The organism is Pseudomonas sp. LBUM1664 (assembly GCF_059695895.1).
Map to the genome: position 1 here is coordinate 494,412 of NZ_CP166791.1, position 14,318 is coordinate 508,729.

General features: G+C 61.8%; 10 protein-coding genes. 8 read left to right on the forward strand and 2 right to left on the reverse strand.

What is annotated here, in order from left to right:
* Nucleotides 1-84: 84 nt before the first annotated feature.
* Complete coding sequence (locus ACA047_RS02335; RefSeq protein WP_497356357.1) at nucleotides 85-1,953, forward strand: c-type cytochrome; 1,869 nt, start codon at nucleotides 85-87, stop codon at nucleotides 1,951-1,953.
* Between the two features lie 27 nt (nucleotides 1,954-1,980).
* On the forward strand, nucleotides 1,981-3,225 hold the full coding sequence (locus ACA047_RS02340; protein WP_497356359.1) for a metallophosphoesterase: 1,245 nt from the start codon (nucleotides 1,981-1,983) through the stop codon (nucleotides 3,223-3,225).
* Nucleotides 3,226-3,333: 108 nt separating this feature from the next.
* On the opposite strand, the gene gbca is transcribed toward ACA047_RS02340, so the two are convergent.
* Nucleotides 3,334-4,629 carry a glycine betaine monooxygenase oxygenase subunit gene (gene gbca / locus ACA047_RS02345; RefSeq protein ID WP_497356361.1) on the reverse strand — a complete coding sequence of 432 codons (1,296 nt, stop codon included), beginning with the start codon at nucleotides 4,627-4,629 and terminating at the stop codon, nucleotides 3,334-3,336.
* A 284-nt stretch (nucleotides 4,630-4,913) separates the two neighbouring features.
* Here gbca and gbcB point away from each other — a divergent pair, with 284 nt between their 5' ends.
* Nucleotides 4,914-6,014: a glycine betaine monooxygenase reductase subunit gene (gene gbcB, locus ACA047_RS02350; protein ID WP_497356363.1), complete on the forward strand. Its 1,101-nt coding sequence runs from the start codon at nucleotides 4,914-4,916 to the stop codon at nucleotides 6,012-6,014.
* A 98-nt stretch (nucleotides 6,015-6,112) separates the two neighbouring features.
* Here gbcB and ACA047_RS02355 read toward each other — a convergent pair whose 3' ends face one another.
* Nucleotides 6,113-7,153, reverse strand: a complete 1,041-nt coding sequence (locus ACA047_RS02355) for a threonine aldolase family protein (RefSeq protein WP_497356365.1) — start codon at nucleotides 7,151-7,153, stop codon at nucleotides 6,113-6,115.
* Nucleotides 7,154-7,348: 195 nt separating this feature from the next.
* Between ACA047_RS02355 and ACA047_RS02360 the strand changes: the two genes are divergently transcribed.
* From ACA047_RS02360 to ACA047_RS02380, 5 genes are all read left to right on the forward strand, one after another.
* Nucleotides 7,349-8,053 carry a TraX family protein gene (locus ACA047_RS02360; RefSeq protein ID WP_497356367.1) on the forward strand — a complete coding sequence of 235 codons (705 nt, stop codon included), beginning with the start codon at nucleotides 7,349-7,351 and terminating at the stop codon, nucleotides 8,051-8,053.
* A gap of 301 nt (nucleotides 8,054-8,354) precedes the next feature.
* Nucleotides 8,355-9,608 carry a serine hydroxymethyltransferase gene (glyA, locus tag ACA047_RS02365; RefSeq protein WP_497356369.1) on the forward strand — a complete coding sequence of 418 codons (1,254 nt, stop codon included), beginning with the start codon at nucleotides 8,355-8,357 and terminating at the stop codon, nucleotides 9,606-9,608.
* A gap of 21 nt (nucleotides 9,609-9,629) precedes the next feature.
* Nucleotides 9,630-10,880 (forward strand): sarcosine oxidase subunit beta, encoded by a 1,251-nt coding sequence (locus ACA047_RS02370; RefSeq protein WP_003206307.1) that lies wholly within the window; start codon nucleotides 9,630-9,632, stop codon nucleotides 10,878-10,880.
* A gap of 14 nt (nucleotides 10,881-10,894) precedes the next feature.
* Nucleotides 10,895-11,224: a sarcosine oxidase subunit delta gene (locus ACA047_RS02375; RefSeq protein WP_497356371.1), complete on the forward strand. Its 330-nt coding sequence runs from the start codon at nucleotides 10,895-10,897 to the stop codon at nucleotides 11,222-11,224.
* Nucleotides 11,221-14,238 carry a sarcosine oxidase subunit alpha gene (locus ACA047_RS02380; RefSeq protein ID WP_497356373.1) on the forward strand — a complete coding sequence of 1,006 codons (3,018 nt, stop codon included), beginning with the start codon at nucleotides 11,221-11,223 and terminating at the stop codon, nucleotides 14,236-14,238. Before ACA047_RS02375 ends, ACA047_RS02380 begins: the two co-directional genes overlap by 4 nt.
* Nucleotides 14,239-14,318 lie beyond the last annotated feature (80 nt).

Below are 14,318 nucleotides of genomic sequence, written 5' to 3' on the forward strand. Positions count from 1 at the left end.
TGGGGCCGCTACGCGGCCCAGCGGGAGCAAGCTCCCTCGCCACAAAAGCGTTGCTCTGAGTCAGGAATAAGGAAAAAGGATGCCATGAACACTTACATCCGCTGGTTCCAACGCATCATCTGGGTGGGCATTGTCATGAACATGGTCTTCGCGATTCCGGCGCTGTTTGCGCCGGCGTTGCTGACGTCCATGCTCGGTCTGCCGCCCGTGCTGTCCGATCCCTGGCTGGAAAACACCGGCATGTTGCTGGTGGGCATCAGCCTGTTCTACATGCCCTCGGGCTTCAACGCGCCGCGCTTCGTGGTGCATTCGTGGTTGTGTGTGCTGTCGCGGCTGGTGGCGGTAGCGTTCTGGATCTACCTGATTAACACCAACAACCAGGGCCAGTTGTTCGTACCGATGTTGATGGGCGACCTGAGCATGTTCCTGATACTGGGCGTGCTGCTGTACCTGGGCAGCCCGGTGGCCAATCGTCCACTGGCGTTGCTCTGCGCCGGTTGGCGGGAGTGGCGCGAAGGCTGGGCGCGGCGCTGGCAAAGTCACAGTTTCAAGGTCGGCACGCTGGTCGTGGTGTTACTGCTGGGTTTCATCGGCTACCAGACCTGGTATCAGATGATTCGAGAAGTGCCGCAGCCGGATTTCGCTTCCGACGAAGACCATTACAAATACGCCGCCATCGGCCTGGGCATTGAGGCGCGAATCCCGTACTACCTGTTTGCCGTACTGCCACAGATGTGTCCGGAAAAACTGCCCAAGCCCGGTGGCTACGAAGTGTTCGGTTTTCTCTATGAAAACGGCAACGACTTGCCCATCGGCATGGCCAAGCGGCAACTCGGCTATCCCACCGTGGAGCCTAACTGTGCCCTGTGCCACACCGGCTCCTACCGGGCCAACGCCAGTGACGTAGCGGTTCCGGTCGCCACCGCGCCGGCCAACACTTTGCAACTGCAGGCCTTCCAGTGGTTCGCCTACGATTGTGCCAGCGACCCGAAATTCACCCCCGACGCGGTGATGGCGGCGATCAACAGCAAGTTCCAGCTGGGCTTCTTTGAAAAGCTGTACAACCGCTACCTGATCATCCCGATGGCCAAGAGCGCGCTGCTCAAGCAGAAACAGGCCTACGCCTGGCAGAAACTGCGCCCGGCCCAGGGCCCGGGGCGGACTGACACCTTCAACCCGACCAAAATGGTGGTGTTCGGCTTCCCGGATGACTCCACCATCGGCACCGTGGACTTGCCACAGGTCTGGAACCAGAAACCTCGTGAATCCCTGTACCTGCACTGGGACGGCAATAACAACGACATCCATGAACGTAACTACGCCGCCGCCATGGCCGTGGGCGCGACGCCGCAATCGGTGTTGCCACCGAGTTTCAACCGGGTCACCAACTGGCTGTTGGGCCATAAGGCGCCGACCTGGCCGTTCGCCCTGGACCAGGCGAAAGTCGCCCAGGGCAAACCGATCTGGGAGAAGAACTGCGCCGGTTGCCACGACTTCGGCCGCACCGACACGGGCCAGGTCACCACCAACATCGACCAGTTGGGCACCGATCCCCATCGCTTGAACTCCTTCACCACCGGCCTGGTGACGGCCTTCCACGGCTTCAAGAAACCGCCGTTCGACTTCAACGCCTACCGCAAGACCCAGAGCTACAGCAACACCCCCACCGACGGCATCTGGCTGCGTGCGCCGTACCTGCACAACGGCTCGGTGCCGACCCTGTGGGATCTGCTGCAACCGCCGGAGCAACGTCCGCAAGTGTTCTACACCGGCTCCGACATCTACGACCAGGAGAAGGTCGGCTTTATCACTCGCGGCGCGCAGATGAAGGCGTCGGCGGATTTCAAATACGACACCCGTCTGGAAGGCAACCACAACGGCGGCCACCTGTATGGCACGCAGCTGTCGGACGTCGACAAACGGGCCCTGATCGAATTCATGAAAACCCTGTAGCCCAGGGCACTGCGAAGGAGCGTTCACATGTCATTACTGCACCATTGGGAGCATGAGTTCGACAAGGTCAAGGTCCGCCTGCACGGGCTCGTCACGCGGCTGGAAATGTCCTGGAAAAAGCTGGTCAACGAGCTGGAGCCCGAAGAGTTCCAGGCCATCGTCAAGCTGTTGCAACGGGGCCACGACCAGGCGCAGCACGTCATCAAGCACGGCGACCTGCCGGACGACGAACCGGCCGTGCCGTGGGAACTGGCCCACGGCCTGTCGATCCTGAAGATCGGCAACGCCACGCCCTTGCCGCAAAGCGAGGACGAACTGCCGACCCGGGTGCTCAAGGACGGCACCTTGCTGGGCTGCCGCAAATGGGAACTGCTGGATTTGTTATGGAGCGAGGCGCTGCTCAAGTGGATCGAGAACCTGCGCCACCACGCACCATTTGCGACCAACCCGGCACTGGTAAAAATGGACAACGACGTGGTGCTGGCCATCGCCGGCGACTGGGGCACCGGGCCATTCGACAGCCACGCACCGGCGGTGGCCGTGGCCAATCAGATGCAATTGGCACAGGCGGACTTCACCATTCATTTGGGTGATGTGTATTACGCCGGGACCCATTCCCAGGAAGACGTCGACATGGTTGGCTGGCCTCAGGGCAAGCAGGGTTCGTTCACCCTCAATTCCAACCACGAGATGTACAGCGGCGCCCACGGCTATTTCAAGGAATTGGCCAAGCGTTTTCCGGTGCAGCAAGGCACCAGTTACTTTGCCTTGTACAACGACGACTGGCTGGTGATCGGCCTCGACAGCGCCTACGCCTCGGACGCCATGAACCTGTACATGGACGGCACGCTCAACACGCAACAGATCGATTGGATGAAAAGCCTGCCCAAGCGCAAGAAACTGATGGTGCTCAGTCACCACCAGGGCTTCGACATTTCCGGGCACAACAAGACTGCGCTCTACCAACCCGTCTGCGACGCCTTGGGGCGTGAGCCCGATTATTGGTATTGGGGCCACCTGCACAATGGCATCTGCTACGCGCCTCAAGGCGGGTTGCATGCGCGTTGCGCCGGGCATGGGGCGATTCCCTACGGCACCACCAGCGAACTGAACGGGCATGTCCGGGTGTTGTGGTCGGAAACCCAACTGGCGGGGGATGAGGTGTATCCGGAGCGGGTGTTGAACGGGTATGTGAAGGTGCGGCTGGTGGGGGAGGAGATAGTCGAGACGTTTTATGGGGAGGATGGGTCGGTGCGGTGGTCTTCACAGTAGTTGGGTGAATATGAAACCGCCATCGCGAGCAGGCTCGCTCCCACATTTGATCTTCGGTGCGCCAAAGATCTCCTGTGGGAGCGAGCCTGCTCGCGATGCTTTTAGCTATCAGCCCTGGACCGGAACGCCCTTGAGGTACAACGCAGGTTCGGCCCCCAGGTTGTTGAGCATGCGCTCGCTGTACCAGTCCACGAAGTTCACCACGCCGAACTCATAGGTCTTGGAGTACGGGCCCGGCTGGTACGCGGTGGAGTTGATGCCGCGCTGGTTCTCTTCGGCCAGGCGACGGTCCTGGTCGTTGGTGGCGTCCCAGACCTTGCGCATGCGCTCCACGTCGTAGTCCACGCCTTCGACCGCGTCCTTGTGCACCAGCCACTTGGTGGTGACCATGGTCTCCTGGGCGCTGACTGGCCACACGGTGAACACGATGATGTGGTCGCCCATGCAGTGGTTCCACGAGTGTGGCAGGTGCAGGATGCGCATCGAGCCCAGGTCCGGGTTCTTGATGCGGCCCATCAGTTTGGCGCAGCCTTGCTTGCCGTCCATGGTCATCGACACGGTGCCCTTGAGCAGCGGCATGCGCACGATGCGGTTACGCAGGCCGAAACTGGTGTGGGCGTAAGGGATCTTCTCGGCTTCCCAAGCGGCGGCGGAAGCGGCTACGTGGTCCTTGAACGCCTGATCAGCCCGCGGGTCGGTGACGTCGTCCCATTCCAGCAGGGTCTTGAGCAATTCGGGGTGCGAGCCGCCGCAGTGATAGCACTCGCGGTTGTTTTCCAGCACCAGTTTCCAGTTGGCTTTTTCCATCAAGGTGGTTTGAACCGCCACCTTGGTGTTTTCCATGTCGTAGGGTTCCATGTAGTGGGTCAGGGTCGACAGGAAGTCATCAATGGCCGGAGGGTTCTCTGCCAGGCTGATGAAGATGTAGCCGCCGGCGGTCTTCACGTTCACGGGTTTCAAGCCGTACTGCTTCATGTCGAAGTCGGCGCCCATTTCGGTGCCGGCGAACAGCAGGCGACCGTCCAGTTCGTAGGTCCACTGGTGGTAATGGCAAACCAGTTTGGCGACCTTGCCCTTGTCGCTGGTGCACAGCCGTGAACCGCGGTGGCGGCAAACGTTATGAAAGGCATGCACCACGCCGTCGGCGCCGCGGATCACGATGATCGGGTTCTTGCCGACCTGCAGGGTCAGGTAGTTGCCCTTGGCCGGGATCTCGCAGGTCATGCCGGCGATCAACCATTCCTTCTGGAAGATTTCCTGCATGTCGATATCGAACAGACGCTCGTCGCTGTAGAACGGTTGAGGCAGCGAGAACGTACGCTCGCGCTCCTGTAGCATCTGTGCGGTGGCCTTGCGTGCGGGTTCCAGCGGATCGCCCAGGCTCAGGGTGGTGGTGACGTCCATCGTTTTATCCTCATGGCCATCTTTGTGGCCGGCGAAAAATGACTAATCGGTTGTTGCTACGCAAGGCAGAAAACTTTGTTTATCTGTTGGGGCGAGTGTGGGCCCGCGCAGGGGCGCAACCTTATCCATGGGCGACATGGCCCAATCTGTTCCCGACGCGCAAGGCCCGGTAGTTGGGGGCTGGTCGCGATAAGCATGTGAATGTCGCAGATAGGTAAATGACGGTTCTGGCGCCTGCGCACAATCGCCATCATGAAGGCCGACAGTCGGCCGTGGAGATCAGCATGTCCAATAATTTCCTGAACCCGGTCACCACCCAGACCTGGGCCAATGGCCGACATATCGTACGTTGCGTCAAAGTCATCCAGGAAACCTGGGATGTGCGCACCTTCTGCTTCATGGCCGACCAACCGATCATGTTCTTTTTCAAGCCGGGGCAGTTCGTGACCCTGGAGTTGGAAATCGAAGGCCAGCCGGTCATGCGCTCCTACACCATCTCCAGCTCGCCGTCGGTGCCCTACAGTTTTTCGGTGACCATCAAGCGCGTACCGGGGGGCAAGGTTTCCAACTGGTTGCACGACACCCTGCACGAAGGCCAGGAGCTGGCGGTGCACGGGCCGGTGGGGTTGTTCAACGCCATCGACTTCTCAAGCCCCAAGGTGCTTTACCTCAGCGGTGGCGTCGGCATTACTCCGGTGATGTCCATGGCTCGCTGGTATTACGACACCAACGCCAATGTCGACATGGTGTTCATCCACAGCGCCCGCTCGCCCAAAGACATCATCTACCACCGCGAGCTGGAACACATGGCGTCGCGGATCGACAACTTCAGCCTGCACCTGATCTGCGAAAAGCATGGCCTGGGCGAGCCTTGGGCCGGTTATCGCGGCTACCTGAACCACAAGATGCTGGAGCTGATGGCGCCAGACTTCCTGGAGCGCGAAGTGTTCTGCTGCGGCCCGACGCCGTACATGAACGCCGTCAAGCGCTTGCTGGAGGCTAATGGCTTCGACATGAAGCGCTATCACGAGGAATCCTTCGGCGCCACGCCACCTGAAGCCCGCGCCGACGCTGTGGAACAGGCCGAACAAGCCGCGGACGCCCCCGAGGTCGACGCGGCGGACTTGCACCTGGTGGAATTCACCGCCACGGGCAAGAGCATCCGCGTCGCACCGGGAGAAACCGTACACGCCGCCGCTGCCAAGCTTGGCCTGATGATCCCCAAGGCCTGCGGCATGGGCATCTGCGGAACCTGCAAGGTCTTGAAATTGGGTGGCGAGGTGGAAATGGAGCACAACGGCGGGATCACCGAAGACGACGAGGCCGAGGGTTACATCCTGTCGTGCTGCAGCGTGCCGAAGGGGGATGTGCGGATCGAGTTTTGATCTTTCTGTATCGGTGAGCACCTACTGTGGGAGCAAGTTTTGCTCCCACAGTTAGCTCCTTTCACCACAGGGGCATGACAGACCTGGGTTCGGCTTTTCTAGCCTGCCATCACGTCCCGGATATCCGCCGCCAACTCCCGCACGCGCTCTTCTTCGGTGTCCCATGAGCACATGAACCGTGCGCCGCCCTTGCCGATGAAGGTGTAGAAGCGCCAGCCGCGGGCGGTGAGGGCGGCGATGGCCGGTTCCGAGAGTTGCAGGAACACGCCGTTGGCCTGGACCGGGAACATCAGTTCCACGCCAGGAATGTCGCTGACCAGCTGGGCCAGCAATTGGGCGCAGTGGTTGGCGTGGCGGGCGTGTTTGAGCCAGGCGGCGTTCTGCAACAGGCCGACCCAGGGCGCGGAGAGGAAGCGCATTTTTGAGGCCAGTTGCCCGGCCTGTTTGCAGCGGTAGTCGAAGTCTACGGCCAGGTCGTGGTTGAAGAACAGGATTGCTTCACCCACCGCCATGCCGTTTTTCGTACCGCCGAAGCACAACACATCCACGCCGGCTTTCCAGGTCAGGTCCGCCGGGGAGCAGCCGAGGAAGGCGCAGGCGTTGGAAAACCGCGCGCCGTCCATGTGCAGGTTCAGCCCCAGCTCCTTGCAGGTAACGCTGATGGCGCGAATTTCTTCCGGCGTATAGACGCTGCCGACTTCCGTGGCCTGGGTCAGGGTGACAACCCGCGGCTTGGGGTAGTGGATGTCCTGGCGCTTGAGGGCGATTTCGCGGATCGACTCGGGGGTCAGCTTGCCGTTTTCGGTGCGTGCCACCAACAGCTTGGAACCGTTGGAAAAGAACTCCGGTGCGCCGCATTCGTCGGTTTCGACGTGGGCGGTTTCCGAGCAGATCACGCTGTGATAACTCTGGCACAGTGAGGACAGCGCCAGGGAGTTGGCCGCGGTGCCGTTGAACGCAAAGAACACTTCGCAGTCGGTTTCGAACAAGGCACGGAAATCATCCGCCGCGCGGTGGGTCCACTGATCGTCGCCGTAGGCGCGTTGGTGGCCCTGGTTGGCCTCTTCCATGGCGGCCCAGGCTTCGGGGCAAATGCCGGAATAATTGTCGCTGGCGAACTGTTGACTCTTGTCGGTCATGGCCTTGCTCCTTAAGTAGAGAGTCCTGGGTAAAGAGTTCCCTGGCGGAATTCCCGGGTGGGGAGTTCCATGGTTCGGCGTGTTTGGGTCCACAACGCCGTGGTCGATAGTGGTGCGCACTTTACCCAAGATTAGCGAGGGAACACACCGGATGTTTCTGTCAGAAAGCGACAAAGTCATCGAGCCGCTGGAAACATGAGCCGGCGCGACGGTGCCCTGGACCTGCTCAAGTGGCTGGCTCTGTTGGCGATGGTGCTCGATCATCTGCGATATGTCGGTTTCTCCGTTGATTGGCTGTACGTACCGGGTCGCCTGGCGTTCCCGTGGTTCTGCCTGGCGATGGCGGCGAATCTGGCGCGCACCGGGGCCAGCGCCAGCCCTTGGCGGTATCTGGGCTGGTTGCTGTTGTTCAGCGCCGTGAGCGAAATTCCCTACCGGCTATTTTTTCCCCAGCCCGCCACCTTGAATGTGTTGCCGACCCTGGCCCTGGGGTTGCTGGTGGCGCGCAGTTGGCAGACACCGACCCTGGAAGCGCGATGCCTGGCGGTGGGGGCGTTGCTGCTGGCGGCGCTGTTTTCGTCGCGGTTGATGTTTGGTTTTTTCGGCGTGCTGCTGCCGCTGGCGATGTTGCTGGTGTTTCGCCGGCCAGGGTATTTCGCGTTGTTGCCGGGGCTGGTGTGCCTGGCGGCCAATCAATGGCGGGTGCTGTATGGCGCGGCATGGCTGGGGAATGCGGTGGCGTTGTGGGGATTGCTGGCTTGTCTGTTTGCGCCATTGTTGGGGATGCTGCTTTTGCGACAGGTCGGTCGCATTCAACCCCCGGCGATGCGGCGCTGGGCCTACAGCCTTTATCCCGCGCATTTCCTGATATTGCTCGCGGTTCGCCAGATCGCCGCATAACCCTGTAGGAGCAGCATTTTGGGAACAAAGCCTGTGGGAGCAAGGCTTGCCCGCGATGAAAGCGACGCGCTCTCCCATGAACCGAGGTGCCTGGATCGCGAGCAAGCTTTGCTCCCACGGTGCTATCCCGCAGGCCTTGCTCCCCGACTCTTTGAACGCATGTCGTAAACGCACCTTTGCGTGGCGTCCATAGGCATTTGACCTGCCTGCGCCGGCCATACCATCGCATCCAAAGGGCACGACCGAATGGTCAGTGCCTCACCGAGACGAAAGGCGCACCGCCGCCGCTGGGAGAGACGCGATGTTCAGCAAGCAAGACCAGATCCAGGGTTACGACGATGCACTGCTGGCGGCGATGAACGCCGAAGAGCAACGCCAGGAAGATCACATCGAGCTGATTGCGTCAGAGAACTACACCAGCAAGCGTGTGATGCAGGCCCAGGGCAGCGGCCTGACCAACAAGTACGCCGAAGGCTATCCGGGCAAGCGCTACTACGGTGGCTGCGAGCACGTCGACAAAGTCGAAGCCCTGGCCATCGAGCGCGCCAAGCAACTGTTCGGCGCCGATTACGCCAACGTCCAGCCGCACTCCGGGTCTTCGGCCAACAGCGCGGTGTACCTGGCCTTGCTGCAGGCCGGCGATACCCTCCTGGGCATGAGCCTGGCCCACGGCGGTCACCTGACCCACGGTGCCAAGGTGTCGTCCTCGGGCAAGCTCTACAACGCGGTGCAATATGGCATCGACACCACCACCGGCCTGATCGACTACGACGAAGTCGAGCGCCTGGCGGTCGAGCACAAGCCGAAAATGATCGTTGCCGGCTTCTCGGCTTACTCCAAAACCCTCGATTTCCCACGCTTCCGCCAGATCGCCGACAAGGTCGGTGCCCTGCTGTTCGTTGACATGGCCCACGTTGCCGGTCTGGTCGCCGCCGGTCTGTATCCGAATCCGCTGCCTTACGCCGACGTGGTCACCACCACCACCCACAAAACCCTGCGCGGCCCCCGTGGCGGTCTGATCCTGGCCAAGGCCAACGAAGAGATCGAGAAAAAACTCAACTCCGCGGTGTTCCCGGGTGCCCAGGGCGGCCCGCTGATGCACGTAATCGCCGGCAAAGCAGTGTGCTTCAAGGAAGCGCAGGAACCAGGCTTCAAGGCCTATCAGCAGCAAGTGATCGATAACGCCCAGGCCATGGCTGGCGTGTTCATCAAGCGCGGCTACGATGTAGTGTCCGGCGGTACCGACAACCACCTGTTCCTGGTCAGCCTGATCCGTCAGGGCCTGACCGGCAAGGACGCCGACGCCGCCCTGGGCCGCGCCCACATCACCGTCAACAAGAACGCCGTGCCGAACGACCCGCAATCGCCGTTCGTGACCTCGGGCTTGCGCATCGGCACCCCAGCGGTGACCACCCGCGGCTTCAAGGTCACCCAGTGCGTCACGTTGGCCGGCTGGATCTGCGACATCCTCGACAACCTCGGCGACGCCGATGTCGAGGCCAATGTCGCCCAGCAAGTGGCAGCTCTGTGCGCGGACTTCCCGGTTTATCGCTGAGTCGGTTTTGGAGTAATGACTATGCAACGCTATTCGGGCTTCGGCCTCTTCAAACACTCTCTCAGCCATCACGAAAACTGGCAGCGGATGTGGCGCACGCCGACCCCGAAAAAGGTCTACGACGTGGTCATCGTCGGCGGTGGCGGACACGGTCTGGCGACCGCCTATTACCTGGCCAAGGAACACGGCATCACCAACGTGGCCGTGGTCGAGAAGGGCTGGCTGGGCGGCGGTAACACCGCGCGCAACACCACCATCGTGCGCTCCAACTACCTGTGGGACGAATCGGCCCACCTGTACGAACATGCGATGAAGCTGTGGGAAGGCCTGTCCCAGGACCTGAACTACAACGTGATGTTCTCCCAGCGTGGCGTCTACAACCTGTGCCACACCCTGCAGGACATCCGTGATTCCGAGCGTCGGGTCAGCGCCAACCGCCTCAACGGCGTGGACGGCGAATTGCTCAACGCCAAGCAAGTGGCCGACGAAATTCCGTACCTCGATTGCTCAAAAAACACCCGCTACCCGGTGATGGGTGCCACCGTCCAGCGTCGCGGCGGCGTGGCCCGTCACGATGCCGTGGCCTGGGGCTTTGCCCGTGCCGCCGACGCCCTGGGCGTGGACCTGATCCAGCAGACCGAAGTGATCGGTTTCCGTAAGGAAAACGGCGTGTGCATCGGCGTGGAAACCAACAAAGGCTTCATCGGCGCCAAGCGCGTCGGTGTGGTGACCGCCGGTAACTCCGGGCACATGGCCAAGCTCGCGGGTTTTCGCCTGCCGATCGAATCCCATCCGCTGCAAGCGCTGGTGTCCGAGCCGATCAAGCCGATTATCGACAGTGTGATCATGTCCAACGCCGTGCACGGCTACATCAGCCAGTCCGACAAGGGCGACCTGGTGATCGGTGCCGGTATCGACGGTTACAACGGCTACGGCCAGCGCGGCTCGTACCCGGTGATCGAACACACCATCCAGGCCATCGTCGAGATGTTCCCGGTGCTCTCAAGGGTGCGCATGAACCGCCAGTGGGGCGGCATCGTCGACACCACGCCGGACGCCTGCCCGATCATCTCCAAGACGCCGGTACCGAACATGTTCTTCAACTGCGGTTGGGGCACCGGCGGCTTCAAGGCCACCCCGGGCTCGGGCAACGTGTTTGCCGCAAGCCTGGCCAAGGGTGAAATGCACCCATTGGCCGCGCCGTTTTCCATCGACCGTTTCCACAACGGTGCTCTGATCGACGAACACGGCGCTGCCGCTGTCGCCCACTAACAGGAGAAATCCCTATGTTGCATATCTTCTGTCCTCACTGCGGCGAGCTGCGCTCCGAAGAGGAATTCCATGCATCCGGCCAGGCGCACATCCCGCGTCCGCTGGACCCGAACGCCTGCACAGACGAGCAGTGGGGCGACTACATGTTCTTTCGCGACAACCCGCGCGGCCTGCACCACGAGCTGTGGATTCACGCCGCCGGTTGCCGCCAATACTTCAACGCCACCCGCGACACGCTGACCTACGAGATTCTCGAAACCTACAAGATCGGCCAAAAGCCGCAATTCACCGACAAGGCTGACAGTCCGAAAGCGGCCGCACAGGCTCTGGGAGAGAAGGTATGAGCCAGATCAATCGCCTGTCCAACGGCGGACGGATCGACCGCAACAAAGTGCTGAGCTTTACCTTCAACGGCCAGACCTACAAAGGCTTCGAAGGCGATTCCCTGGCCGCCGCGCTGCTGGCCAACGGCGTCGACATCATTGGTCGCAGCTTCAAGTATTCCCGCCCGCGTGGCATTTTCGCCGCCGGCAGCGAAGAGCCGAACGCGGTGCTGCAGATCGGCGCCACCGAAGCCACGCAAATCCCGAACGTGCGCGCCACGCAACAGGCGCTGTATCAAGGTTTGGTCGCCACCAGCACCAACGGCTGGCCGACCGTGAACAACGACATGATGGGCATTCTCGGCAAGGTCGGCGGCAAGCTGATGCCGCCGGGTTTCTACTACAAAACCTTTATGTACCCGCAATCGTTCTGGATGACCTACGAAAAGTACATCCGCAAGGCCGCAGGCCTGGGTCGCTCGCCGACCGAGAACGATCCGGACACCTACGACTACATGAACCGTCACTGCGACGTGCTGATTGTCGGCGCTGGCCCTGCGGGGCTGGCCGCTGCATTGGCGGCTGGCCGCAGCGGTGCGCGGGTGATACTGGCGGACGAGCAGGAAGAGTTCGGCGGCAGCCTGCTCGATTCCCGCGAAAGCCTGGACGGCAAGCCGGCGACCGAATGGGTCGCCGCTGTTGTCGCTGAACTCAAGTCGATGCCAGAGGTGCTGCTGCTGCCTCGCGCCACGGTGAACGGTTATCACGATCATAACTTCTTGACCATTCACGAGCGCCTCACCGACCACCTCGGGGACCGTGCGCCGATTGGCCAGGTCCGCCAGCGCATCAACCGGGTCCGCGCCAAGCGCGTGGTGCTGGCGACCGGCGCCTGTGAGCGGCCGCTGGTCTACGGCAACAACGACGTGCCGGGCAACATGCTGGCCGGCGCGGTATCCACCTACGTGCGCCGCTACGGCGTGGCGCCGGGCAAGAAACTGGTGCTGACCACCAATAACGACCACGCCTATCGCGTGGCCCTGGACTGGCTCGACGCCAGCCTGCAAGTGGTCGCCATCGCCGATGCCCGCAGCAACCCGCGCGGTGCGCTGGTGGAAGAGGCGCGCGCCAAAGGCATCCGCATTCTTACCGGCAGCGCCGTGATCGAGGCCCGTGGCAGCAAGCGCGTCACAGCGGCGCGCATCGCCGCCATTGACGTCAAGGCCCACAAAGTCACCAGCCCCGGCGAATGGCTGGACTGCGACCTGGTGGCCAGCTCCGGCGGCTACAGCCCGGTGGTTCACCTGGCTTCGCACTTGGGCGGCAAGCCGATCTGGCGTGAAGATATTCTCGGTTTCGTACCGGGCGAAGCGCCGCAGAAGCGCGTGTGTGTGGGTGGCGTGAATGGCGTCTACAGCCTCGGCGATACTTTGGCCGATGGTTTCGAGGGCGGCGTGCGCGCGGCCAGCGAAGCCGGCTTCAAAGCGGTGGAGGGTGTGTTGCCCAAAGCCCTGAGCCGTCATGAAGAACCGACGTTGGCGCTGTTCCAGGTGCCTCACGAAAAAACCACTGCACGGGCGCCGAAGCAATTTGTCGACCTGCAAAACGACGTCACCGCCGCCGCCATCGAGCTCGCCACCCGTGAAGGCTTCGAGTCGGTGGAACACGTCAAGCGCTACACCGCGCTGGGCTTCGGCACCGATCAGGGCAAGCTGGGCAACGTCAACGGCCTGGCCATCGCGGCCCGTTCGCTGAACGTGAGCATCGCGCAGATGGGCACCACCATGTTCCGTCCGAACTACACGCCGGTGACCTTCGGCGCGGTGGCGGGCCGGCACTGCGGGCACATCTTCGAACCGGTGCGCTTCACCGCGCTGCATGCCTGGCATGTGAAAAACGGCGCTGAATTCGAAGACGTCGGCCAGTGGAAGCGTCCTTGGTACTTTCCCAAGAATGGCGAAGACCTGCACGCGGCGGTCAAGCGCGAATGCAAAGCCGTGCGCGACAGCGTCGGTTTGCTGGATGCTTCCACCCTGGGCAAGATCGATATCCAGGGCCCGGATGCCCGCGAGTTCCTTAACCGTATCTACAGCAACGCCTGGACCAAGCTCGATGTGGGCAAGGCCCGTTACGGCCTGATGTGCAAAGAAGACGGCATGGTGTTCGACGACGGCGTGACGGCGTGTCTGGCGGACAACCACTTCCTGATGACCACCACCACTGGCGGCGCGGCGCGCGTGCTGCAATGGCTGGAGATCTATCAGCAGACCGAATGGCCGGACCTGAAGGTGTACTTCACCTCGGTCACCGACCACTGGGCGACCATGACCCTGTCGGGGCCCAACAGCCGCAAGCTGCTGAGCGAAGTCACCGACATCGACCTGGACAAGGACGGCTTCCCGTTCATGACCTGGAAAGAAGGCTCTGTGGGCGGCGTGCCGGCGCGGGTGTTCCGTATCTCGTTCACCGGTGAGCTGTCGTACGAAATCAACGTGCAGGCCGACTACGCCATGGGCGTGCTCGAGCAGATCGTCGAGGCCGGCAAGCAGTACAACCTGACCCCGTACGGCACCGAAACCATGCACGTGCTGCGGGCCGAGAAGGGTTTCATCATCGTCGGTCAGGACACCGATGGCTCGATGACCCCCGACGACTTGAACATGGGCTGGTGCGTAGGCCGTACCAAACCGTTCTCGTGGATCGGCTGGCGTGGCATGAACCGCGAAGATTGTGTGCGTGAAGAGCGCAAGCAACTGGTGGGCCTCAAGCCGATCGACCCGAATGTCTGGCTGCCAGAAGGCGCGCAGTTGGTGTTCAACACCAAGCAGGCGATCCCGATGACCATGGTTGGCCATGTGACTTCCAGCTACGCCCATAACTCCCTGGGCTATTCATTTGCCATGGGCGTGGTCAAGGGCGGCCTCAAGCGCCTGGGCGAGCGAGTCTTCGCGCCGCTGGCCGACGGCAGCGTGATTGAGGCAGAGATTGTTTCTTCGGTGTTCTTCGATCCGAAGGGGGATCGGCAGAATATTTAATACCTGGGCCCTGTGGATCGGGGCGTGTGGGAGCAAAGCTTGCTCGCGATGCAGGCGACACGGTAGCCGTTAGACCGCGT